The sequence below is a fragment of the Sphingobium sp. AP50 genome (assembly GCF_900109095.1).
GTDB lineage: Bacteria > Pseudomonadota > Alphaproteobacteria > Sphingomonadales > Sphingomonadaceae > Sphingobium.
On sequence record NZ_FNYZ01000014.1, the window covers coordinates 89,831 to 114,401 of the forward strand.

Annotated in this window: 17 protein-coding genes; 11 read left to right on the top strand and 6 right to left on the bottom strand. The window is 60.6% G+C overall.

Features of this window, described 5'->3' with window-relative positions:
* The first annotated feature begins 121 nt into the window (after positions 1 to 121).
* The 3 genes from wrbA (at position 122) to BMY84_RS19915 (ending at position 3,663) form a co-directional block, all read left to right on the top strand.
* Positions 122 to 721, top strand: coding sequence for an NAD(P)H:quinone oxidoreductase (gene wrbA / locus BMY84_RS19905; protein WP_093085985.1), 600 nt, complete (start codon positions 122 to 124; stop codon positions 719 to 721).
* 245 nt (positions 722 to 966) lie between these two features.
* The gene (locus BMY84_RS19910; RefSeq protein ID WP_143075103.1) at positions 967 to 1,500 is read left to right on the top strand and encodes an iron-sulfur cluster assembly scaffold protein; all 534 of its coding nucleotides are present in this window, start codon (positions 967 to 969) and stop codon (positions 1,498 to 1,500) included.
* Between the two features lie 66 nt (positions 1,501 to 1,566).
* On the top strand, positions 1,567 to 3,663 hold the full coding sequence (locus BMY84_RS19915) for a TonB-dependent receptor (RefSeq protein WP_093085986.1): 2,097 nt from the start codon (positions 1,567 to 1,569) through the stop codon (positions 3,661 to 3,663).
* A 17-nt stretch (positions 3,664 to 3,680) separates the two neighbouring features.
* On the opposite strand, the gene BMY84_RS19920 is transcribed toward BMY84_RS19915, so the two are convergent.
* Complete coding sequence (locus tag BMY84_RS19920) at positions 3,681 to 4,574, bottom strand: pirin family protein (protein WP_093085988.1); 894 nt, start codon at positions 4,572 to 4,574, stop codon at positions 3,681 to 3,683.
* Positions 4,575 to 4,617: 43 nt separating this feature from the next.
* Positions 4,618 to 5,013: a nuclear transport factor 2 family protein gene (locus tag BMY84_RS19925; RefSeq protein WP_093085989.1), complete on the bottom strand. Its 396-nt coding sequence runs from the start codon at positions 5,011 to 5,013 to the stop codon at positions 4,618 to 4,620.
* A 630-nt stretch (positions 5,014 to 5,643) separates the two neighbouring features.
* Between BMY84_RS19925 and BMY84_RS19930 the strand changes: the two genes are divergently transcribed.
* Entirely contained in the window at positions 5,644 to 8,397 is a 2,754-nt protein-coding gene (locus BMY84_RS19930; protein ID WP_177204094.1) for a sensor histidine kinase, read from the top strand.
* Positions 8,398 to 8,704: 307 nt separating this feature from the next.
* Here BMY84_RS19930 and BMY84_RS19935 read toward each other — a convergent pair whose 3' ends face one another.
* Positions 8,705 to 9,358, bottom strand: coding sequence for a response regulator (locus BMY84_RS19935; protein WP_093086085.1), 654 nt, complete (start codon positions 9,356 to 9,358; stop codon positions 8,705 to 8,707).
* Between the two features lie 316 nt (positions 9,359 to 9,674).
* On the opposite strand from BMY84_RS19935, the gene BMY84_RS19940 reads away from it, so the two are divergent.
* Positions 9,675 to 11,246, top strand: coding sequence for a PAS domain-containing sensor histidine kinase (locus tag BMY84_RS19940; protein WP_177204095.1), 1,572 nt, complete (start codon positions 9,675 to 9,677; stop codon positions 11,244 to 11,246).
* A gap of 9 nt (positions 11,247 to 11,255) precedes the next feature.
* Here the strand turns inward: BMY84_RS19940 and BMY84_RS19945 are convergent, their stop codons facing one another.
* Both BMY84_RS19945 and BMY84_RS19950 read right to left on the bottom strand, forming a co-directional pair.
* On the bottom strand, positions 11,256 to 13,388 hold the full coding sequence (locus BMY84_RS19945) for a xanthine dehydrogenase family protein molybdopterin-binding subunit (protein ID WP_093085994.1): 2,133 nt from the start codon (positions 13,386 to 13,388) through the stop codon (positions 11,256 to 11,258).
* The gene (locus BMY84_RS19950) at positions 13,385 to 13,852 is read right to left on the bottom strand and encodes a (2Fe-2S)-binding protein (RefSeq protein ID WP_093085996.1); all 468 of its coding nucleotides are present in this window, start codon (positions 13,850 to 13,852) and stop codon (positions 13,385 to 13,387) included. The genes BMY84_RS19945 and BMY84_RS19950 overlap by 4 nt, the downstream gene beginning before the upstream one ends.
* 355 nt (positions 13,853 to 14,207) lie before the next feature.
* Between BMY84_RS19950 and BMY84_RS19955 the strand changes: the two genes are divergently transcribed.
* From BMY84_RS19955 to BMY84_RS19970, 4 genes are all read left to right on the top strand, one after another.
* Entirely contained in the window at positions 14,208 to 15,461 is a 1,254-nt protein-coding gene (locus tag BMY84_RS19955; protein WP_256215324.1) for a c-type cytochrome, read from the top strand.
* 375 nt (positions 15,462 to 15,836) lie between these two features.
* Positions 15,837 to 18,182, top strand: a complete 2,346-nt coding sequence (locus tag BMY84_RS19960; protein WP_093085999.1) for an FdhF/YdeP family oxidoreductase — start codon at positions 15,837 to 15,839, stop codon at positions 18,180 to 18,182.
* A 6-nt stretch (positions 18,183 to 18,188) separates the two neighbouring features.
* A complete protein-coding gene (locus BMY84_RS19965) occupies positions 18,189 to 19,589 on the top strand; it encodes a cytochrome ubiquinol oxidase subunit I (RefSeq protein ID WP_093086000.1) in 1,401 nt (466 codons plus the stop codon).
* The gene (locus BMY84_RS19970; RefSeq protein WP_093086002.1) at positions 19,586 to 20,644 is read left to right on the top strand and encodes a cytochrome d ubiquinol oxidase subunit II; all 1,059 of its coding nucleotides are present in this window, start codon (positions 19,586 to 19,588) and stop codon (positions 20,642 to 20,644) included. Before BMY84_RS19965 ends, BMY84_RS19970 begins: the two co-directional genes overlap by 4 nt.
* Positions 20,645 to 20,651: 7 nt before the next feature.
* Here BMY84_RS19970 and BMY84_RS19975 read toward each other — a convergent pair whose 3' ends face one another.
* Positions 20,652 to 21,581 carry an AraC family transcriptional regulator gene (locus tag BMY84_RS19975; RefSeq protein WP_093086004.1) on the bottom strand — a complete coding sequence of 310 codons (930 nt, stop codon included), beginning with the start codon at positions 21,579 to 21,581 and terminating at the stop codon, positions 20,652 to 20,654.
* A gap of 35 nt (positions 21,582 to 21,616) precedes the next feature.
* Here BMY84_RS19975 and BMY84_RS19980 point away from each other — a divergent pair, with 35 nt between their 5' ends.
* Both BMY84_RS19980 and BMY84_RS19985 read left to right on the top strand, forming a co-directional pair.
* Positions 21,617 to 22,639 carry an SDR family NAD(P)-dependent oxidoreductase gene (locus BMY84_RS19980; RefSeq protein WP_256215325.1) on the top strand — a complete coding sequence of 341 codons (1,023 nt, stop codon included), beginning with the start codon at positions 21,617 to 21,619 and terminating at the stop codon, positions 22,637 to 22,639.
* A 171-nt stretch (positions 22,640 to 22,810) separates the two neighbouring features.
* On the top strand, positions 22,811 to 24,541 hold the full coding sequence (locus BMY84_RS19985; RefSeq protein ID WP_093086006.1) for a cation:proton antiporter domain-containing protein: 1,731 nt from the start codon (positions 22,811 to 22,813) through the stop codon (positions 24,539 to 24,541).
* Positions 24,542 to 24,571 lie beyond the last annotated feature (30 nt).

Sequence of the window (24,571 nt, forward strand, 5' to 3'; positions counted from 1 at the left end):
CGCAAGTATGGCCGGATCACGCGCGCGTCTGGCTGCATCAGGGCGCTGAAATTGTCAGATAAAGTCAAGCCTTGATAGCCGCAGCCTACACGTTGTGCGGCTCCATTCCGGAGACGATGAAATGGCAAAAATACTCGTTCTATATTATTCCAGCTATGGGCATATCGAAGCTATGGCGAACGCAATCGCCGAAGGCGTGCGCGCCTCTGGTGCTACGGCTGACGTCAAGCGAGTACCCGAAACCGTACCCGTTGATCTTGCACGTAATGCACACTTCAAATTGGATCAGTCAGCGCCCATCGCGTCGATCGCCGACCTCGAATATTATGACGGGATCGTTGTTGGAACAGGGACACGTTTCGGACGAATCTCGGGCCAAATGGCCGCCTTCCTCGACCAAGCCGGTGGGCTGTGGGCGCGTGGCGCGCTCAACGGTAAAGTCGGCGCGGCTTTCACATCGTCAGGCACCCAGCACGGCGGCAACGAAACCACACTCTTTTCGATCATCACCAATCTTCTGCATTTTGGCATGACGATCGTCGGCTTACCCTACAGTCACTCAGGACAGATGACGATCGAGCAGATCGTGGGTGGAGCGCCCTACGGCGCTACGACAATTGCGGGCAGCGACGGCTCGCGCCAGCCCTCGACAATCGAGTTAGATGGCGCACGCCACCAAGGTGAATTGGTGGGCCGCCTTGCTACCAAGCTGTTCGGGTGACGTTCGTCGACGCGGGCGGTCGCTACGGCTGGCAAAATTTCGCTAGCCGCTGTCTGCATGGGGGTTTGGCGCACTGACAGGATTTTTGCCGACAGCACCGGCCGATTTCCGGTGTAAAGCGCCGACAGCCCGGCCAGTCGGCACCCCCTCCTCTCAACACTACCTCTTCGTGACCTTCAACCGCCGGAACGTTGACATCATAATCGAAGAAGTGACGGAGGCTCGGCATTCCGCCGTGAGCTCATATGCGCTCTGTTGATCTTGCGCCTACAACCAGGGCGAGTGCACTTTACAGCGCAGAAATCCTCCAGCTCGCGGTGAACATCCCACACCATCGTCGGCTAGAAATGGCAGACGGCTCGGCCGAGCGGCGGTCGCCAATCTGCGGCAGCAGGGTGATCGTCGATATTACGCTAGATCCTCACGTCCGAATAAGGGATCTCGGTATGGAGGTAAGGGCATGTGCCCTCGGGCAAGCGTCGGCTGCACTGATGAGCACGCATGCGATCGGGCGATCGCTTGAGGAAGTAATCGCATCCCGAGATGCGCTCGCTTGCTACCTTGGCGGTACGCGCAGCGATCCAGGTCCATGGCCAAAGCTCGATCTTTTCGCGTCAGCACGGGCGTACCCCGCGCGCCATGCATCGATCAGCCTGTGCTTCGAAGCAATGGTTGATGCGATGAATCAAGCGCTTCTGGCCGGTCGGAGATGCCCGCCCCTCTCACATCACGGCTCTGCACTGCCTTTCACCTCATTATCTTGTGCACGAAATGATTAGGGCGATCACAAGCGGTTGTTGCTAAACTAATCCCTTTGTCGTGATAGAGTGTGGACCAAAGGGGTGATGGTGAAGCAAGCGATACGCTCGTCTCTAGGTCTGGTAGGCCTACTGTTGTCGACATCTGCGTTGGGCCAAGGGCGATCTGATGCCGCAGGAGCCGTTGCAACACGAGGCGATATTGTCGTCACGGCCCGTAAGCGCGAAGAACGTATCGTCGATGTCCCTCTCGCAGTGACCGCGTTCGATGGCTCCGATTTGGAACGACGCGGGGTCGTCCACTTGAGCGATTTTCTGCAGCAAGCACCGGGCGTTGGAACATACGATTCCGGTGACGGGACCGCGAAGATCACCATTCGAGGGATCTCGGCCACGCTCGGCGCCAATGAAAACGGCTATTATCTCGACGACCTTCCATTTTCGGGCGTCACGACCCCGATTACACCTGACGTCCGCGCCTGGGATCTGGAGCGTGTCGAAGTCCTGCGGGGGCCTCAGGGCACGATTTTTGGCGAAGGATCCATGGGGGGAACCGTGAGGATTCTCACAAAAGCGGCGGATCTTGAGAACTGGGAAATCAAAGCGAGCGGCCTGGTCTCGAATATCAACGAAGGAGGAACGAACGCCGGTTTCAAGGGCGCTTTCAATGTCCCCGTCATTCCGAACGTCCTAGCCGTCCGAGTGGCCGGCACCCGCGAACGTTATGCTGGTTGGCTCGATGATGCCGCTACCGGCCGGCGCGACATCAACAAACAACGGTACGATACTTTGCGCGCCAAAGTGCGGTTCGATCCTACCGAGCGGCTTTCGTTTCAAGCGTCCTATTGGCGAGTAAACGACGACTTTCCGGCCGGCGGGCCGATTGGCGACGAAAACGGTTTTGCATCAGGTTCCGGAAATCGGCCAAGCAAGCTCAGATATACACTCTATGGGGCAACCGCACGATATGATGTCGACTGGGGCGAGCTCTTCTACGGCTTCTCCCATCTCGACCTCTCACTTCCGGTAAGCGGCCCATTCGCGGGCGGGACACTCACGGTCGGCAACGAGATAGGCAACACCTCCCACGAAGTCCGTCTCGCTTCGAATGGCGTGTCTCGGCTCAAATGGACGATCGGCGCCTATCAGCGCTCGACCGATCGCTTCAATCCTGTACGCTTCCCGCCGCTTGGGATTGATAACGCCTCCACCACGCGGAGCACTTCGCACGCCGTTTTCGGGGAAGCCACCTACTCACTCCCGGACGCCCCGATCGACCTTACCGCCGGCCTGCGATACTTTCAGGACCACCTGCGCGGTGTGGAAAGCAACGCCGGCGTCGTTTCTGCACAGCCGGGCGACTATTATCATTCCTGGAATCCACGCTTCTCGCTTGCGTGGCATCCGACGACCTCTGCCACGATTTATGCGAGCGCCGCTAAAGGTTTTCGATCAGGACAGCTCCAGCCGACGCTCTCCGTGACGCTAGCGGCCACGGTTCCCGGGTTCACACTGCCGACGGCGCTCAAGCAGGATTCGATCTGGACCTATGAATTGGGCGGCAAGGCGGATCTCCTCGGGCGTACGCTTTACCTTGAAGGCGCGGTTTTCTACTCGCGTTGGAAGGACCAAGCTGTCCGCATTCCGATCGGGACAACGGGATTCAACGGCTTAATCAATTCGCAGGGCGTGCGATCGAAAGGTGTCGAACTTAGCTTGGCAAGCCAGCCCATCCGCGGGCTCGCGCTATCGGCGGGTGGTGCCTATGTCGACGCCTCATACGCAGCGATGATCCCAGGTACAGGCATCATCAAAGGCGGTGCTGCCGACGAGGTTCCACGGTTTACCGCCAATTTTTCTGCCGACTATCGCCGTCCTTTCGGGAATGGCATCGACGGCATCGCCCGCGTCAGCTGGCAACATAGCTCGCCACGTCGCTATACTGTCTCGACTAGCTATCGAGCAGGCAGCACGATCGACCGCGTAGATGCTCGTCTCGGTCTGGAGCGGGATCGATGGTCGTTCGCTTTTTTTGCAGACAATCTGCTCAATGAGATGGGGGCGATCGACGCGCGTTTGGTTACGCCGCGTGCTGGCCGTGACCCTGACATCAGTGCGCTGCGTTTGCAGCCGAGAACGATAGGAATTGAGGCAAGTTTTCGGTTCAGCAGCAAAGCGCGATAGGCAACGACGTCGATTCCCTACCGGTAAACCGGTATCGTTCCAGTCGTTGTCCGGCGATCGCCCGTCTCACTGAGCCGCTCTCCTATCTCAGCGATCCGCCGCTCACCCGCCTCGAGGGCAGCGGCCGACGTATGAACGGAATAATAGCCGAGATGGAGCGGGTGATCGTGCGGCTCGGCCGTGCCGATGACTAATGATGAACCGTCTAGCCCTGCTTCCAGCGCGATCGGCTCCCTGCCCTCTTCGAACACGGCAATCTGGCCGGGCTGGACCACCTGGCCCAAGCGCAGTTCGCCCTTCGCCACGGCGAGCCATCCCACCGTGTGGCCGGCAGGCGGAGTGAAAGTCCATCGTTCCCCAGCGCCCAGGCGAACGAGAAGATAGACGATACCGTCTGGTGCCCGCACCGGACTTGTCGCGCCCTCATACTTTCCTAGGATCACTCGGGCTGGCCCGGCTGCGGGCACCTCTCTCGCTTCGATATATTGGCTTTCGACTGGCCCGTTTTCCAGTTCAGGTGGGAGCGCGATCCACAGTTGGAAACCCTGGATCGTTGCCGACTCCCCGGCGGAGAGCTCTTTTCCGTGCCAGACACCGCCCCCAGCGCGCATCCATTCCACGCCGCCATAGTCGAGGCGGCCTGAGCCCGCCTGGGGATCATCAAAGCAAACGTCGCCGTCAGTAAAGACCGTGACGGTTGCGATGCCCGAGTGAGGATGGATTGGCATCGCCTCCTGCATTAGTCGCATGTCGCCCGCGAAGAGGTCGAGAAATACGAACGGCTTAAGATGCTCACCGAGATCCGAAGGACTCATCAGGCGAAGAATATCGCCATGACCGCGCCCTGTGGCAACAAGAGCGAGCTGCCTCTCGGTTGGCGTGACATCTGGGGCTTCGATATTTTCGTGCATGGGGAGGTTCACTCACTGGCTTGAAGGTTAGTCACCGGCACCATCAGGGCTCCAGGCCGTCCGCCGAGACATCCGGAGACGGTGGATCGAAAAAGAAATAGTGTTCGATGATCTTGTCATCAGCGACGCGGACCGCGTCAGCGCCACTCACGGTGACTTCTCCGGGCGGTCCACCCTCCCAGCGCGTGACCGACACACCATGGTGACCGAGGGTCGGCCCCGTGACCTCAAAGCGAAAACCAGGCGGCATGCCTGCAAGAACCCCTGCTACGACCTCAGAAATGGCCTCATGCCCGGTGACGGGTCGTGCCGGCTCATAGATGGTTGCGGACGGATGGTAGATCTCGCCGATCGCAGCCAGGCGAAGGACGTCATCATGTTCGTTCCAGACGCGCTCTATGCTCGCATTGAGAAGCTGCACCTCGATTGGATCTGCCATCGGCCATGTCCTGTTCTTGCGTGAGGATCACGGAACGCTGCCCGATGACCTTTGATGGAAGGTCGATCATGTTGGCGCGATGCTCAAGTCATACCTGCGGATATACGGGCTCGCATTCGACGCAAAGCGCGGCTTGGAAAGCATTGCGCGCCCCGCAAAGAACAGACCACCCTCGTTCATCGCCGCTCCAGAAATCCCTCGCCCACGCCCTATATCCGCGTATAGTTGCTGAGACGGGAGCATGTCGTCTATCCGGCGATGTTCAGTCCATTTCCGCATCCGGAGAGCTGAGGGCGACGGGGTTCGAAACAAGCGATGGGCCGATGGGCGTCGATCCGTTTTAACCGACTTCTTACCGGCAGTCTGCTCGTCGCAATGGACGCGCTATTCGCGACCTTGCTTCTTGGATTTGCGGCACCCGTCCGCGCAGCGTCCCCGAACTTAAGCTGGTATAAGCACACACGGTGGCTTGCTGATGACGGAGCACCCACTGAGATTTCGGCGCTCGTTCAGGACAGGCAGGGCTTTATCTGGATCGCGGGCGCGGAAGGTGTCGTTCGGTTCGACGGCCTCAAGTTCGAGTCGATCGCTTCGCCTCCTGGCCCTACCGATCATGGCAGCAGGCCCACGATGATCGGGCTGAGTGGCACAGGCGAAATCTATGTCGGATACGACCGTGGCGGCGGCGTCGCGGTCTTTCGCAACGGTCGGCTCGAGGACACCCATATGGCGTCCCCGCCGCTGGTCATCACCGGCCTCTTCTTCGCCCGCGGCACGATGTGGGCGCTGTGGGGCGGCTCGGGCGAGTCCCTGTGGCGGCTCGACAAACGAGGCTGGCAGCCGATGAGTAAGCAACTCAAGCTGCCTTGGGGGGCGTCGTATAATCCCCATGTGACGCCTGACGGCGCGATCGTCCTTTCCTCTACGCACCGCGTTCTCCCCGCGCAGGGCGTGGCCATTTTACCGCCGCGCGGCGATCATTTCGTCTATTCGCCGATCAAGGGCCGATTTCCGTTCGTCGCCAGCGACAACAGCGGCCGGACTTGGGTCACCGATTCAGCAGGAACGCGTCGGCTGAGCATCGCGCAGGATGGCAAAGCAACCGAGGAGGCGCTTAATTTTCCTCCCGTATCGGACAAGGGCTTTTCGTTCATCTCCTTCGACCGCTCAGGCGCCATCTGGGGATCGACCTCGACCGCCGGCATTTTCCGTATCGGTGATCCAAATCGACCCGGTCTCGTCGAGCGTTATCAGGAAAGTGACGGGTTGAGTTCGAACGTCGCGAAACTGCGGCTGGTTGATCGGGAAGGTAATGTTTGGATCGGCACCCAAGCGGGACTGGATCAGTTCCGCCCGGTCTCGATCGGGCCTGAACCGAATTTGCCAAAGCCGGCGGCGGGAGATTGGATCACCTCAGTTCGTGCCGTCAACGGCGACGCCTATGTCCAAGTCAATCGTCAGCTCTTTCGGGTGTCGGCAAATCGCGCGAGCTTCGAAAGCCTGCCTCATCCAGCCGGCGACTGGCAGCGCTTTTGCCCGGCCAGAAACGGCGGCATTTGGCTTGCCTATACGGATCGCCTTTTTCGCCTCGGCCGAGCTGTGGAAGCGCCTGTTGCAGTGCCCGGTCCACCTGCCGTCATCTACGATTGTGCCGAGGACAAGGACGGGCGCCTGTGGCTCGGCGGCGAAGGCGCAATCCGATGGCATGACCAGCGTGGATGGCACTCGACTCCCCTCTCACGATGGGGCGTCAATAACTCCCGTGATGTCCGTTCGACGCCCGACGGCAACGTCCTCTTCAACTTCTCGGGGCTCAAGCTTGGTATCGTCGCGGGTCTGCAAATCCGGGTTATCTCGGCACACCAACTGGGTCTCGAATTCATCAACAACGTGTCGAGCGGTTCGCGCTACGCGCTTGTGTCGGGATACAAGGGGATCGCCAAGGTCGAGAATGGCCGGATCGCGGTTCTACGGTCGCGTCAATATCCGTGGCTCAGCCAGATTCGGGATGTCACCGAGGATTTTTCAGGGAGGACGTGGCTGCTTTCGCCGCGCGGCGTGTATAGCGTCGCAACGCGTGACCTGGACCAGGCCTTTGCCAAGCCCGGTTCGCCGCTTCCCCATATACTCCTTGATTCCCAAGCCGGGCCGCAGCTCGTCCAATCCTTCAATGTTCCAGGAAACCACTTTTTCGCTCTAAGGGATGGTCGGCTTTGGGTTTTGAGCCGCACGGGCGCCATGCAGATCGACACCCGCCGGGTTTCCTCGAACAAGGTTCCACCGACGGTCATCATTACGTCTCTTCAAGCGCGCGACCTGTTGCTCGCGGAGCCGAAGAATCCGACGCTTCCTGCTGGCTTACGCAACCTCTCGATCAATTTTACGGCAGCCAGCCTCACCAACGCCCGGGTTAACCAGTTCCGTTATCGTCTCGACGGGGTGGACGAGGGCTGGGTCGACCCGGGCTCGCGACGCCAGGCCTTTTACACCAACCTTTCACCCCGCACCTACCGGTTCAGGGTCATCGCCTCTAACAACGATGGCGTCTGGAGCCGGCAACCTGCCGAGATCCGCTTCACAATCCCTCCGACGTTCATCCAATCGCCAATCTTCAAGCTCCTGTGCGCGGCCGCCACGATCGCCTTGCTGACGCTCCTCTACAATCTGCGCCTTCGCTACGTCGCCAACCGGATCCGCGCACGGATGCAGGTGCAGCTCTCGGAACGCGAGCGCATCGCACAGGATTTGCACGATACATTGCTCCAGAGCATACAGGGCCTTATCATCCGCTTTCATAGCCTCTCGATGAAACCAAACCTTGATGCCGATACGCGGCACGTCATCGATGAGACGCTCGATGAGGCCGAAGCGACGCTCGTCGAAAGCCGCGAGCAGGTGGCGGGCCTCAAGAGCGCGCGCGTCATCAGCCTTCACCGGCAGATCGAGGAAGCTGCGGCTCGCCTCAAGCTTGCCGACCATACCAAGCTGTGCGTTGCAACGCAGGGTGACGAGCGTCTCCTCGAGCCCATCGTCTCACAGGAGGCAGCAATGATCGCGCGCGAAGCCCTGAACAACGCGGCCCAGCACGCCCGCGCGTCAGACATTCGCGCTGACATCACCTATCATGCCGATCACTTGTCGGTTTGCATTTGTGACAACGGGACCGGCATCGACGCGCATGTACTTCAAAACGGTCGCGACGGGCATTTCGGGCTCAAGGGCATGGCCGACCGCGCTAAACGGATCGGCGGCCGTCTCGAGATACAAAGCGAGCACGGCAAGGGTACGTCGATCCGTCTCGAGGTTCCAGCGCGCTTCGCCTTCCGACGAATCGAACGCAAAGGCCGATTTTCTTGGGTTCGTTGGCCGCAGCTTGCGCGCTGAATGGGTCAGAACTCCGCCTCGCTATCACAAGCATGCTGTCACGGTCGCCAATCGGCGCGGGATCATAGAATTACGCCAACGCTGAGCTGGTACGATCATCTCGCGCACGACCTTTGGGGCGGATCCGAAAGGGCTGCAGCCTGCTACTACGCTGTGCTCGAGCGGCGTTGCGGGTCTTTCCGCGACGACGAGGGAATTCCGCAGACTTACCAGGTCACCACGGATGCTCGTTCTCACGGGCTCAACAATTACAGCACCCAGTTCTGACGGCAGGCTTCCTGACCGTCGTCAGGCAGCGCCACTCGCATCAAAGTTTCGGACCGCTGCCTGGTGTCAGATCGATGATCCCTCTGCGGGCCGCGACCGTGACGGCTTCGGTTCGGTCAGCAACTCCCAGCTTGGCGAAAATACTCTTCACATGCGCTTTCACTGTCTCTTCGGTGATACCAAGCTCCCTGGCTACCCCCTTGTTGGGAAGGCCTCGCGATACGGCCAACAGCACCTCGAGCTCGCGATCGGTCAACATCTCCCGGACGGCGTTCATACCGATGTCGTTCGCGATCTCGGGTGGGACGTGAAAACCGCCCTCGTGGACGCCGCGGATCACGTTGAGCAGTTCGTGACGCAAGGTGCTTTTCAGCAAATATCCTGCCGCTCCCGCCTTGAGCGCTTGGAGGGCCTGCACGTCTCCCGCGTAGGTGGTGAGGACAATCAACCGTGAGGTGGGAAACTCCTGACGGATCCTAATGATCGCCTCCAGCCCGCTCATGCGCGGCATCTGAAGGTCGATCAGTGCCACGTCTGGCCGAAGCCGGCGGTATTCATCTACCGCGCCGTGGCCGTCATCAGCTTCACCAACAAGCTCCATATCCTCCTGCATACTCACGACCGACGCGACGCCCACTCGGATCAGCGAGTGATCATCCGCGATGAGGATCCGTATTTTTTTGATCTCGGTCATGTTTGGTAGGCATCCTCTCCCCCGCGCGGGCCCGGGGCGCAGCGAAAGCCGTGCTGAATTGCTCTCCTCGCTGTCTTGTTTTCAACCAAAAGTCGATCCCCCAGTCGAGGGATTCCAGCGCCTACTCGACCAAGGAATTGTCGGGCAAACGCAGGAGTTTATTCTGAGCGCGCGCAGTAGCGGACGGGACAACCAAGCACGACTCAAGAGAGGTGCGACAACTGCCCCTGAAGGTGAAATGCGCGGAAGCCGACTTAGCTCCGTAATATCGGATCGGCGGCTCAATCCAGGCAATTTGCCTGGGAGGTGCACAACGATGGATGATGGATCTCTACGCATAGACGGTGGCGACTATGTTCGCTCTACCAGTGATGCCGTGCCGGCGCTGATCTCGTTCTTCGATGCGGAGCATATCTGCCGCTATGCGAACGATCATCACGCGCTTTGGTACGGCCGTGCGGCTATCGACTTGGTCGGGCTGCATATGCGAGAGTTTCTCGGGTCGGATGCCTACGACATGCGTCGCGAGCATCTCGATCGGGTGGCGGCCGGCGAGCAGGTGTCGTTCGAGGCAAGCGTCCCCTATCTCGACGGGACAGCACGTGACGCCGCCATCCGCTATGTGCCACGCATCGGCCCGCTGGGCTTTGAGGGCTTCCATACACTCGTCTTCGACCTGACCCGCGAACAGCACCGTTACCACAGCGTGTTTGATGGTACGGCGGTCGGTTTCTGGGAAATTGATCTCACGTTCATGCGGCGTTTCCTGGACGAGATCGACGGCACCGTCCCCGATCTGAGGGCCCATATAGAAGCTGACCTCAGCGTGGTGCGCAAAGTTCTCGACATCACCCCAGTCCTTGATCTGAACGAGAAAGCGTGCCGGATGTTCGGGGTCGAGAGAACAAGCGCTATCGGACGTACAATGGGCGACTGGTCGCCGGCCGGGAGCCTCGATGCCTGGAACCGCGTGATGCTCAATTATCTTGCCGGCGCCGAGAGCTACGAGACCGAGACCGTCCTCGAGCGTGCTGACGGGACACCGATCGATATCCTGATCAGTTGCGCCTATCCCAAAAGGCCTGACGAGCAGGTGATCGTCGTCGTCGGTCTCGTCGATATCAGTTCGCGCGTCGCCAAAGAAAAGGAACTTGCCCGCGTTCAGGCGGATCTGACCCATGCGGCTCGGGTCGCCACGCTCGGCGAATTGATGGCATCGATCGCCCACGAGGTGAACCAGCCACTGGCTGCCGTGGTGGCGAACGGCAATGCTGCGCTGCGCTGGCTCGACAGGGATGTCGATGAAGCCAAGGCGGCCATCAGCCGGATGATGAGCGAGGCAACGCGTGCTTCGGAGATCATCGCCCGCACCCGGCGCATGGCGGTCAAAGGGGAAACGACCCCGTCCGAGTTCGACCTCAATCAGATGATATCGGAGTCGGTGGATATCACTCGGCGCCAGGCATCTGGGCTCGGCGCGCATGTAATCCAGACGCTCGCACCAGATCTTCCGCTCGTGGCGGCTGACCGTATCCAGCTTCAGCAGGTCATCATCAATCTTATCGTCAACGCCGCTCAGGCCATGGCAGAGCAAACCGAAGCGCGACTGATCGAGATCCGATCGGGTCAGCAGAGTCGCGACGCCGTCCAGATCGAGGTCGCGGATACGGGGCCTGGTTTCGGCGAACATGCCGGCCGGGTATTCGAAGCGTTCTACACGACCAAGAAAGACGGAATGGGGATGGGCCTCTCCGTGGCAAAGGGAATCATCGAAGCGCATGGCGGTGTAATCGACGCGCAGCCGAGATCCGGCCGTGGGACGGTCTTCCGGATCGATATCCCCCTCGGTGACATGCCTGTCTGCGAGGGCTTTCCGGTTCTAAATTGAGCACGGCAATCAGGCGAAATTCTCCATGATCGGCAGCTTGCGGATCCGCTTGCCGGTGAGCTTGAAGATCGCATTACAGATTGCCGGCGCTATGTTGGGTGAACCGCCCTCGCCCGTGCCCTCGATCGACTCACCACCATCGATGATGACCGTGTGGAACTGCGGGGTCTCCGAGAAGCGAACCATGCGGTAATCGTGGAAATTGGTTTCCTGAACGGCCCCGTTTGCGACACTGACCTTGCCATAGAGTGCAGAGCTCATGCCCCAGATCACGCATCCTTCGATCTGAGCCACTACAGCATCGCGATTGATCGCCTTGCCCGGATCCGCAACAGAATAGACCGCCTCGACAACCGGTGCTCCGTCCCGGATTACAACTTCAACGGCCTGCGCGACAAAGCAGTCCTGCCATTTATGGCTAACGCCTAATCCGATCGCCCGACCATTAGGTCTGGTTGCAAAGGAGCCACCCACCATCTCTTTCAGCTTCGCGAGCGCCGCAAGCGCCCGAGGCTTCTTCGCCAGCAAGTTCCGCCGGAGCTCATACTCGTCGACGCCGAGATCATGGGCGACTTCATCGATAAAACTCTCGATCGCGAAAACGGTCTGACCGGCCCCGACCGTGCGCCACATGCCAGTCGGAATGTGCGTCTCACTGCGGACCCAACGCGTGTCGACATGATCGAAGTCATAGGGCGAGCCGACCGCGTCGGTCACCACGGAGTCGAACTTGCCCATAGCCACCGGGTACATCCGAGGCAGGATCGACGGGCTTACCGTTCGGTGGCTATAGACCGAAATATCCGAACCCTTGATCCCGGCCTTGAGCTCCGAGATGCCGGCTGGCCGATAGAAGTCATGCGAGACATCCTCCTCGCGCGTCCAGATCAGCTTCACCGGCCGCGGGGAAAAATGTTTCGCAGCGATCACCGCCTGCTCGACCATGTCGAATTCTTGTCGACGGCCAAAGCCGCCACCAGCAACAAGCGGATGATAGTCGACCGCCGTTTCCGAGATACCCAGCACCCGCGCAGCCGCCGCGCAGGCATTGGCTGGCTGCTGCGATCCCAGCCAGATATCGCACCGGCCATTTTCGACTTTCGCGACGCAGCTCATCGGCTCCATCGTCGCGTGTGCGAGATAAGGGACCTCATATCGCTGAGAGATTACCCTGTCGGCGTCTTTCAGGCCGGCGACGGGCTCTCCCCGCGTCTCGACAACGATGCCGTCCTGTGCCGCGAGGTCGCGCTCGAATTGGCTGGTGATGCTTTGCGAGCTGACATTATCGTGCGGCGTTTCGGCCCAAACGATCTCGAGGAGCTCAAGGCACCGACGCGCAGTCCACCACCGGTCGGCCACGATCGCCACTCCGTGGGGCAGATCCACGACGCCGCGCACACCTTTGACCCTGAGCACATCTGCACGTTTGTCCGCGGTGGCTCTGCCGCCAAACACCGGCGCGGCCGCAACGGCGACATACAGCATGTCCGGCAGCTTGAAATCGACCGCGTAGATCGCGCTCCCATTGACCTTTGACGGGATATCGAAGCGCCCCAGACGTTTGCCTTGGTAACGAGGGCGCGTATCCGTACGCGCGATGATCTTGTCAGGTGCCGGCACCGGCAGGCGCGATGCGGCCACTGCGAGCTGGCCGAAGCGCAGGTCTTGCCCAGGCTGCGGACCAAGAACACGTCCGCTCTCGGTCCGCACCTGTGTCACGGGCACCCGCCAGCGCTGGGCCGCAGCCTGCAGCAGCATAGTTCGGGCAGTCTCGCCAGCCTTCTTGAATGCGGGGTGGAACGCCGCCATGCCGGTGCTGGCTCCGGTGAGCTGGCCACCGAGGATCGGATTGATATAGGCATCGTCGCGCGGAGCGAGCTCGATGCTGATCCGGCTCCAGTCCGCGTCAAGGGAGTCGGCAAGGACCATCCCATAGGCCGTCGAGGTTCCCTGGCCGAGCTCTGCCACAGGCGACACGAGGATAATCTCGTCCTTGTCAGTAATGCGCAAAAAGGCGGTCTTGTATCCGGCCTCTGCATCGGCTCCCGATGCGATCAACGGTACGCTTAGAATCAGCGATCCGGGGATCAGCGCAAGCGAAGAGCGAATGAACGTGCGCCTCGAGGTCGCAAAATCACTCATGCCGCGAGAACCTTCTTGGCACCGGCGCGCGCCTCCTCAATGGCCGCCCGGATGCGCGGATAGGTGCCGCATCGACAGATGTTGGTCATACGCGCCAGGATTTCCTCATCGCTGGGCGATTGGTTTTCGTGAAACAAGGCGGCCGTCGCCATGATCATGCCCGACTGGCAATAACCGCATTGCGGCACCTGATGCTTGATCCAGAGCTGCTGGATCGGATGAAGCCCGTCGCCGCCAAGCCCCTCGATCGTGGTGACGTGCTTGCCTTCGACCTCCTCTACAGGAAGCAGGCAGGAGCGCTTGGCCTCGCCATCGACATGGACCGTACATGCACCGCATTGCGCGATGCCGCACCCGAACTTGGTTCCTGTCAGGCCGAGATCATCGCGTAGCACCCACAGAAGGGGAGTGCCCTCCTCGATGTCGGCCATAACCTGTTTGCCATTGACTTCGAAATTGACCATTCCGTCCTCGGCGATTTGCTAGAATATCCGCCCGCCAGCACGTTTCGATCACTGGCCAGGGTCTCGCCGTTAGTAATCACCTGCCCCCCTCACCAAGCAACTATACGCGGGTATCATCCAAGCGCCTCACGCCGCGCCTTGTATCGAACCTGACTGTAGCTTGCGGGCACGGAACATAAACCCGCGTATAAGTGCCTTATCTCACGCTCGCGCATAGCAATGAAGGCTACCAATCAAACTAGGGGCGGCAGCATCACATGCGCCGATCGATCAGATCGTGACCAGGACCACCAAGATCAGGATATCGGGCGCAGGCGTCGTGATGTTAATCGCGGCCCTCCTGATCGCATGGCGGATGCTGTTCCTGCCAGGTCCACTGGCGTTCGCCGATGGGACCCAAGTCGACCTTGGCGCCTATGCGGACAAGGTGACTGGCGTGCCAAAGGAGCTTGCCGGCGCGGACTATCTGACCAAGGGGAAGTATCTCACCGAAGCGGCGGACTGCATGGCCTGCCACACTGCCAAGGGCGGCAAGCCGTTTGCTGGCGGGCGGGCGTTTAAACTTCCCTTCGGGACGATGTACACGCCCAATATCACGCCGGATCGCGAGACCGGGATCGGGAACTGGAGCGACGCAGAGTTCATCCGCGCTGTCCACAAGGGCATCTCGCGCGATGGTTCACGCCTCTATCCCGCGTTCCCCTACGCATCCTATGCTCTTCTCACCGACGAAGACGTGCTGGCCATCCGGCGCTATCTCGCGACCGTGCCGTCGGTCCGCCAGGCCAACAAGCCACTCGCGTTCAGCTTTCCTTACAACCAGCGTTGGCTGATGATCTTCTGGAGCGCGTTCTTCCGACCCTCCGATGGCTTCCGTCCGGTCGCGGAGCGCAGCGCGGAATGGAACCGCGGCGCCTATCTTGTCGAAGGCCTCGCCCATTGTGGCGAATGCCACTCACCGCGCACGGTTGCGCAGGCGATGGACACACGAAGCAAATTCGGTGGTGGCGCGGCAGAGGGCTGGAACGCCTATAATATCAGTTCGGATCGCAAGAGCGGTATCGGCGACTGGACACCGCAGCAAATCGCCGAATATCTCAAGAAGGGTCACGCGCCCGGCCGCGGCGTTGCATCCGGCCCGATGGCCGAGGCCGTCGAGCTCAGCTTCAGCAAGATGACCGACAGCGATATCGCCGCGATGGTCACGTTCCTTCGAACCGTACCGCCGGTATCGTCCTCACGACAGCCTCAGATGGCAGGACCTGCCCCGACGTCTCCCGTGGCGGGAAAGCCGTTCACAGGAACCGGAGCAAAGATTTTCTCGGGTAGCTGCGCGGGCTGCCACAACTGGAATGGTCGCGGCGCCTTGGTCGTCGAGGCCCAGTTGACCAACAACCGCGCCGTCAACGACGCGACCGCTGCCAACGTCGCGCTGATGATTCTCAATGGCTTCGGCAAATCGAGTAATCCCCGCGCATTCATGCCGAGCTTTCGCGAGAGCTACACTGATGCGGAGATCGCGGCCGTCGCCAATTATGTGACGGGCCGCTTCGGATCGGTGCCATCCCACATCACGGCGGACGAGGTGAAGAAACTCAGGGAAGAATGACGGGGATGTCGGTTGGCCAGGTCGCGAGAAAGCCCGCCACGACGTCGGCCAGCTCCTCGGCAACGATCCCGCATCCACGGCGGTCAATCCGGTCTTGGAGCAGCAGGCGAAAGGCATTGCGCCCAAGCTACCGTCACAGTGGAGGCAGCTGGCGCATGCAACGAAAAACGCCGCCGACTTGCATGTGTCTGCCCATCATGGATTGACCGAACGTCTACTCCGATCATCCTCGCGTATGACTGCGCTGGATTGGAAAGTTCGTCAGACAGGGAGGTATGCACAAGTATCCCCATTGCTTTTTGAGCCCCGTCGCTCGCAACGCCGGAACGCCGGGCAGCAGTCCCCTCGGTCTCGGCATGAGGAGGGTCGCCCGCCATGGTTGAAAAGCGGCCTGATGGGATACGCGACTATGACGAGCCGGCCGGTGGCTGGGGTGCGCTCAAGGCGGTGGCGACGACCCTGAAACGCCAGCAGATTGTGGTTCAAGGACCCGCCACGCTCCTGCACGCAAATCAACCCGGAGGTTTCGATTGCCCTGGCTGCGCCTGGCCTGATCCCAAGCACACATCGTCGTTCGAGTTCTGCGAAAATGGGGCGAAGGCGATCACTTGGGAATCGACGGCGAAACGTGCCGCGCCATCGCTCTTCGCTGAGACCACCGTTTCGAACCTTTGGCAGCAGCCGGATCACTGGCTGGAGATGCAGGGACGTCTCACCAACCCGCTGCGCTACGACGCTACAAGCGACCGCTTTCTGCCGGTCAGCTGGGACGAGGCATTCGCCGATATCGGGGCGCGGCTCGCTGCAATCGACGATCCAAACCGGGTAGAGTTCTACACCTCAGGCAGAGCGTCCAACGAAGCCGCCTTCCTCTACCAGCTGTTCGTCCGGCGCTATGGGACGAATAATTTCCCTGACTGTTCGAACATGTGCCACGAACCGACAAGCGTCGGGCTGCCGCAGACCATCGGGATCGGCAAGGGCACGGTGTCGCTCGAGGATTTCGAGCATGCCGACCTGATCTTGTCGATCGGCCACAATCCGGGGACGAACCATCCCCGCATGATGACCTCGCTTCATGATGCCTCAAAGCGCGGCGCGAAGATCATCGTAATCAACCCATTTCGTGAGCGCGCGCTTGAGCGCTTCGAAGCTCCGCAAGCGCCCATCGAGATGGCGACGATGACATCCGTCCCGATCGCGCAGACCTATCTCCAGGTGCGGATCGGTGGTGACGCCGCAGCGATCAAGGGCATCAGCAAGGCGCTCCTCGTCCTTGACGATGCAGCGGTTGCAGCCGGGCGCGCCGCAATCCTCGACCATGAATTTATCAAGGGTCATACCGCCGGGTTCGACGCTCTTCGCGCGGACCTCGAATCGAGCGACTGGACGGCGATCGAGCAGGCCAGCGGCCTGTCGCGTGCCGCGCTTGAGGGCGTAGCACAGGCCTATGCAACGGCTGACGCCACGATCGTCTGCTACGGAATGGGCATCACCCAACACCGGACTGGCACGGCCAATGTCCAGCAGATCACCAACCTCCTTCTCCTGAAAGGCAATATCGGCCGGAAGGGCGCAGGGGTCTGCCCGCTGCGTGGACATTCAAACGTCCAGGGTGATCGAACGGTCGGGATCACCGAGCGGCCCGCGGCAGCTTTTCTTGATCGCCTGAAAGCGACCTTCGGTTTCGAGCCGCCGCGTGAGATCGGCCATTCGGTCGTCGAGAGCATCGCCGCCATGCGCTCCGGCGAAGCCCGCGCGGTGATGTGTCTGGGCGGCAATCTCGCCGTTGCGGCGCCCGATCCGCAGGCCTGTTACGAAGGCTTTCGCAATGTCGATCTCGCGGTGCACATCGCGACCAAGCTCAACCGGACCCATTTGCTGACTGCGCGCGAGGCAACATACATTTTGCCGTGTCTCGGACGGACAGATCTCGATGTCCAGGCAAGCGGTCCCCAGTCGGTGACGGTCGAGGACTCGATGTCCATGGTCCATGCCTCTCGCGGCTTCCTCAATCCGCCGTCACCTGACTTGCGGTCAGAGCCAGCGATCATCGGTGGCATCGCCAAGGCCACTCTCAAGGACGGTGGCGGGATCGACTGGGATGCCCTTGTCGGCAATTACGCCCTGATCCGCGACAAAATCGAAGCGGTCTTCCCCGATTTCCAGGCCTTCAACGACCGCATCCGCAGGCCTGGCGGCTTCCAGCTGCCAAACTCCGCCGCCAACCGCGAGTGGCGCACGTCCACGGGCAAGGCGAACTTCATCGTTTTCCCCGGCCTCGAAGAAGATATGGTCGTCAAGGATCCGCAGGTGCTGCGGCTGACGACGATGCGCAGCCACGATCAGTACAACACCACAATCTATGGCATGGACGACCGCTATCGCGGCGTATTCGGCCGCCGCGACATTCTCTTCATCAGTTCTCACGACCTCAAAAAGCTCGGTCTTGCCGATGGCCACTTGGTCGATGTGGAAACTGCCTACGACGATGAGGAGCCGCCGCGTATCGTGCCGGGTCTCACGGCGGTCCGCTATGATCTCCCCGAAGGCTCATGTGGCGCCTATTACCCCGAGGCGCAGGCACTTGTAGCCCTCGCCTACCACGACCCGGCAAGCTTCTGCCCATCCTACAAATCGGTGCCGGTCCGCATCCGGCGAGCCATCATGGAAGCCGAGCGCATCAGTCTTCCGGCGCCGCACCCCCGCGAGGAGGACTGAACGCCCATGGACCAACTCCTCCTTTCGCGACTGCAGTTCGCCTTTACGATCGGCTACCACATCCTCTGGCCTGCCTTCACGATCGGGCTCGCCTGGTTCGTCGTCGTGCTCAACGGCGCCTGGCTGCGTACGCGACGGGATGTCTATCGCCAGCTGATGCGCTTCTGGATCCGGATCTTCGCGCTTGCCTTTGGGATGGGCGTCGTCACCGGGGTGGTCATCTCCTATCAACTCGGTCTCAACTGGTCAGGCTATGCGAAAGCAACGGCCGATGTGCTCGGGCCTCTATTCGTGCTGGAGGTACTTACCGCCTTCTTCCTGGAGGCAGGCTTCATCGGCATCATGCTGTTCGGCCAAGAGCGCGTCGGCGAACGAATCCACTTCGCTGCCTGCGTGATCGTCGCCACGGGCACAGTCATTTCAGCCTTCTGGATCATCTCGGCCAACAGCTGGATGCACACCCCAGTCCATTACCAGATCGAGGAGGGCGGCCGTTTCGTTGCGACCGACTTCTGGGGCGTCGTGTTCAATCCATCGATGCCGTATCGGTTTGCTCACATGATCATGGCGAGCTTCGTCACCGGCGCATTCGTCGTGACCGGAGTCTCGGCCTTCTGGATCTGGCGGGGTCGCGAAAGCGAAGCGGCGCCGGCCCGAACCGCCTTTTCGCTTTCGCTGGGCCTCCTTGCGGTCCTAGTGCCGCTCCAGATTTTCATCGGCGACCAGCACGGGCTGAATACCCGTGAGCATCAGCCCGCCAAGATCGCAGCGATCGAAGCGCGATGGGAAACCGCGCGTCGCGTTCCCATCACCGCAATCGCATGGCCCGACGAGCAGGCCGAAACCAACCGCTACTCGATCGAGATCCCCGTCATCGGCTCGCTCATCCTCACGCATGAGCTCGACGGTGAAGTCCGTGGTCTGAAGGACTTCCCGAAGAACCAGCGGCCACCAGTGGTGCCCGTGTTCTTTGCGTTTCGCATCATGGTGGGCTGCGGCCTTGCTTTGCTCGCGATCTCCTGGACGGCGCTCTTCCTGCGCTGGCGGGGCAAGCTCTTCAACCAACGCTGGTTCCTACTCGCGGCCATGGCGGCGACGCCACTCGGGTTCGTCGCGACATTGGCGGGCTGGACCGTCACCGAGGTCGGACGCCAGCCCTACGTGATTTACGGCCAGCTGCGCACAGCCGATGCTGTCTCTCCGGTCGCGGCGGGTGCCGTTGCCAGTTCGTTGGTGATCGCCCTCGTACTTTATAACCTGCTTCTTCTAGGATTCTGGTGGTTCGCCGGCCGTCTGGTGTGGCGGGGTCCTGCCACCGACAAGCCGCTACCGCCGGTAACCCGGCCGGTCGCGGCCAAAGCCATCGCGCCGGTGCTTAGTCCAACACCCGCCGGAGACCCGTCATGACGCCCGATGGATACACGCTCTTCTTCGCGATCATGGCGGCGCTCGGCATTGGGCTCTACGTGATCCTCGACGGCTTCGACCTTGGCGTCGGAATTCTGTTCCCGTTCGCGCCCCGCAGTGCGGACCGCGACATGATGATCACCTCACTCGCGCCCATCTGGGATGGCAACGAGACCTGGCTCGTTCTCGGCGGCATGGTCCTATTGGCCGGCTTTCCCGTGGCGTTCTCGATTTTGCTTCCGGCATTCTACGTGCCGCTCGCCCTGATGTTGTTTGGATTGGTACTCCGCGGTGTCGCATTCGAATTCCGGTCCCAGAGCGGGGCCTCGCGCCTTGCGTGGTCAGCGGCCTTTGCAGGCGGATCGCTGCTTGCGGCCATTTGCCAAGGCGCCGTTTTGGGATCGCTTATTTCGTCGAGGATCGCCGTCGTCGACGGTCGGTTCGCTGGAGGCCCTTTCGACTGGGTCGGACTTTTTCCAATGGCCGTTGGTGTCGGGCTCGCGGCGGGCTATGCTGTCCTTGGCGCTGGCTGGCTGATCTGGCGGACCGAAGGCGCAACGCAGACGTTCGCACGCGAGATTGCACGGCCAGCGTTACTGGTGACCGCCGCCGCGCTCCTGTTGGTCGGCGCATGGACCCCGTTCGCGCTCTCCTCGATCTGGACGCGTTGGTTCAGTTGGCCCAATCCTTTATTTCTGGCCCCCCTTCCGCTTGGCAGCGTGATCGCTTGGGCCCTTACATGGCGCAACCTGTGGCACGCCCAACATTGGCGCCCGTTCGCCAGCGCGGTCTGCATATTCATTTTTGCACTCGCTGGGATCGGGGTCAGTGTCTGGCCCGATGCAATTCCCGGTGTTCTGCCGTTAGCTGACGCCGTGTCCGCACCGCGAACTCAAAGGATCGTGGCATGGCTACTCGTCGGCATCGTGCCGGTCATTCTGGGATATGTTGGTTACGCATATTGGGTCTTCCGCGGGAAAGTTCAGCTCGAGGGTGAGGGCAAGGCTCCAACCCAAGGCGAAGTACAAAAGGGCGGGGGCATATCGGCCGCCTGACCCTCGATCACGCCAGCTTGCTTCCGACTAACAGCGTGCGTCGATAGCGCGCTGGCGTCATGCCAAAGCGCCTTCGGAACGCAGCCGTCAGCGCACCCTCTGACGCAAAACCCGTGCTGGCCGCAACAGCAGCGAGCGATATAGTCTCGCGTCCCAGTAAGTCCGCAGCGAGCTGGACACGCCACTCGGTCAAATAGCCCATCGGACCAAGACCGACCAGTTGCGCAAAGCGTCCGGCAAAGCTGGTACGAGACATTCCCACAGCCGCTGCGAGATCACGTACGCTCCAGGACCTTGCTGGCTCTGTTTGGATGGCGTGAAGCGCGGCCGCAACCTGACGGTCGCCCAATCCGCGCATCCATCCGGCGATGGGCGCGCCTCCGCTCGCCTGGAAGACCCGCAAGATGAGGATGACGATCATCTGGGCGAGATGATCGGCAAGAAGCGAACTGCCAGGTTCGCCTGTGCCGACTTCACCAACAAGCAGGTGCAGCGCCCATCGCAGATCCTCGCTCGCTGCCTTGTCCGCGCGGACAAGCACAAGGGGAGGCAGCTGTCCAAGAAGCAAGGCAGAGCTGCGCTGCTCAAGCGCCAGCTGACCGCCGATCACCAACGTCCCGACGCCGCTTCCTGCAACGGCAATGCCATCAACCAACGAACTAAAGACGGTTCCCGCAGGCAGAGGCGTGAGTAGGGGATTGCTCGTCAGCACATAAGACTGAGCTTTGACGAGCAGGAAACTGTCGCCCGCACGCAGGTGTATGGGCTCCGGTTCCGAATCTGCGATCAGCCAGCAATCTCCTTCAACGACTGCATTGAATTTGACCTCATCTGGCGGAGGAAAGCGCAAGGACCAATCGCCGCCCGCGCGCAAGCGGCCCGACAGGCCGGCTCGAGCATGAACCATGCGCAGCACGGATGATAAAAGATCCATCATTGGACGCTCATTGCAGTTTCTTGGACTCTACCGGCTTGATCGTCCGCGTGTTCCGCCGATATCGCGTCTTCAAGATCGGAGCAAGAATGACAACGCCTCAATTTTCACTCAACAGCGGGTTCAACGCCTTCACCACCGCACAAGACGTGCTTTCCGGTATCAGCTTGGAAGGCAAGGTCGCGATCGTCACTGGCGGCTATTCAGGGCTGGGTGCGGAAATGACGAAAGCCTTGCAGAATGCTGGCGCAGACGTAATCGTCCCCGCCCGATCGCTGGACAAAGCCAAAGCTGCCCTGGCAGCCATAGACAAGGTAGAGATTTTCCCGGTCGACCTCGCAGATAGCGCGGCAATCGACGCATTTGCCGACCGAATGCACCAATCCAGGAGGCACGTGGATATCCTTATCCACTCGGCTGGCATCATGGCATCGCCCCTTGGCCGCGATACACGAGGTCGCGAAATGCATTTCGCGGTAAATCACTTAGCACCTTTCAGACTCACGGCGGGATTGCTCCCGCTGCTTGAGGCGGCGAACGGCGCTCGGATTATCGCGCTGTCGTCGCGCGCTCACCGCCTCGCCGCCATCGACTTCACTGACCCTCAGTTCCAAACGCGTCCCTATGATCCTTGGAAGGCCTACGGACAGTCGAAGACGGCCAACGCGCTTTTTGCACTCGAAGCCGATCGCCGCTTGTCGTCCAGGGGGGTCCGCGCCTTTTCGGTGCATCCCGGCTCAATTCTCACGGATCTCGCGCGTCATCTCACGCGTGAGCAGATCGCGGCCTTTGGTGCCTATGATGAGAATGGCGGCGTCCGGATCGATCCCGAACGGGATTTAAAATCAATCCCTCAAGGTGCCGCTACGGCCCTTTGGTGCGCCAGCAGTCCGATGCTCGCGGAAAAGGGCGGCGTCTACTGCGAGAATTGCGACATCGCCCCACTTCGTGAGGGAGATGACCCGCGGCCCGAAGGCGTCCGGACATGGGCGGCAGATCCTGAGGCGGCTCGCCAACTGTGGACAATGAGCGAGGAGCTGGAGGCGCTTTCCGTGGGTTGAGAGCAGTGCTGATCGTGCGAAGCAACCATACGCGAGGCTAATGGCGAGCATCCGCGCATCGATTTAGCCTTTTGCGTGACAAAATGCTCTATTGTCCCGTGTGGCGGGTCGTTCAAAGCAAGGAAGATCAATGCCCGCAACGCCCCGCTCGGTCAGGCCAGACTTATCGTCATGACCAGCACCCATCTGCTCTCTGCGCTGATGCCCGTGATTGTTCTACTCGCATTCGGCATCGGCGCAGCGATCTTGTCGCGTTGGATCGGTCTCAGCCCGATCGTGGGTTACCTAACTCTTGGCCTTGTGCTCAAAGCCGTTGGACTACCGCTCGGGCCGTCGCAGCAGACGATCGACGTGCTTGCTGAACTTGGCGTCTTGTTTCTGCTGTTTGATATTGGCCTGCACTTCTCGTTTCGAAAGGTTCGTGCACAAGCTAGCGACATCTTCGGCTTCGGACCGGCACAGGTTGCAATCGCCACATCCATCGTCGGTGTAATTGCCTGGATGTCTGGCATTGCTTTTGGCGCAGCATTGCTTCTTGGCGCGACGCTTGCCCTATCTTCGACAGCCGTCGTTGCTCGGATCATCGCAGATCGCCATCAACAGGATTGCCCTGTCGGCGTCACCGCTACAGCCATACTTGTCTTCCAGGACCTCGCTGGAATCTTTGTCCTAATTATTGCCGCGTCCATTGGCTCGGGTGCCTCGCCGATCGGAACGTCGATCGACGCGCTCGGCAAAGCTGCGGCGTGTTTTGGCGCGGCAATGCTTCTCGGCAAGATTGCCGTTCAGCCTGTTCTCAATATCATTGCGCGCGCGCGGAACGAGGAAATCTTCACTGCAGTGGCTCTACTCGTCGCGCTTGCGACGGGCTGGGTGACGGGCAGCCTCGGCCTCTCTGTCACCCTTGGCGCATTTCTTGGCGGCGCCATGCTCGCCGACACTCCGTTCCGGCCGATCATCCAGTCAGAGATCAAGCCCTTCCGAGGACTCCTGCTGGGATTTTTCTTTGTCTCCGTAGGCCTATCGCTCGATGTCGAGTCTGTCGTTTCCCATTGGTATTTGATTGTCTTTGCCGCAGCCGGTCTCCTCGGCCTGAAGATCACGGCAAACATGGCCGCCAGCCTACTATTCCAATGGTCGGTCCCCGGGTCTGTGCATCTCGCATTCCTGCTCGCGCAAGGCTCCGAATTCGCGTTCGTGATTTTCAGTCTCCCGCCTGTACAACTGCTGTTGGGCCCGCAACTAACAGCCGTCATCGTACCGGCTGTTGCCCTGACGCTTGTGATCACGCCCAATATCGCCACATGGGGACGCACTCTAGCAGGGCGTCTGCGGGCGAACCGGTCAGGCATCGAGGACCCCGAACTCCTCCCCAACGCAGCCCTGGGCCCCGTACTCATTGTCGGGATGGGCCCGGTCGGCCGTGCGATTGCCGATGCGCTGGGGCATTTCGACATCGGCTACATGGCGATGGAATCTGACCAGCGTCGTCTTCGCGAGGCGCTTGCGGATGGATATCGAGTTGCCTTCGGCGACATCACCGATCCGCGAATGTGGGAGCCGGTCTCGCTTGCCGGACGTCGTATCAGCGTACTCACCGAGCCGTTGTTGGATATCGCTTCTCGCATTACCCCGATAGCGCAGCATTATTTTCCATATGTGACCCGGCTTGCCGTCGTTTCCTCCACCGCCGAAGCGGTAAGGTTCGCCGAGGCTGGACTTCAGCCAATCGTCGAGCGTGCAGGGTCTAGCGGTCTTGATACGGTAGAGGCCGTGCTCGACGGTCTGGATATCGATCCGGTCGCCCGCGCCGAATGGATCAACGATCGGCGCGCGCGCCATGCAGCCGAGAAAACAAATGCGCCGGATGACACGGTCATGGGTATGAGCGTGGTCGCGTGATTTATAAATCTGCACGACGCAAAAACGAAG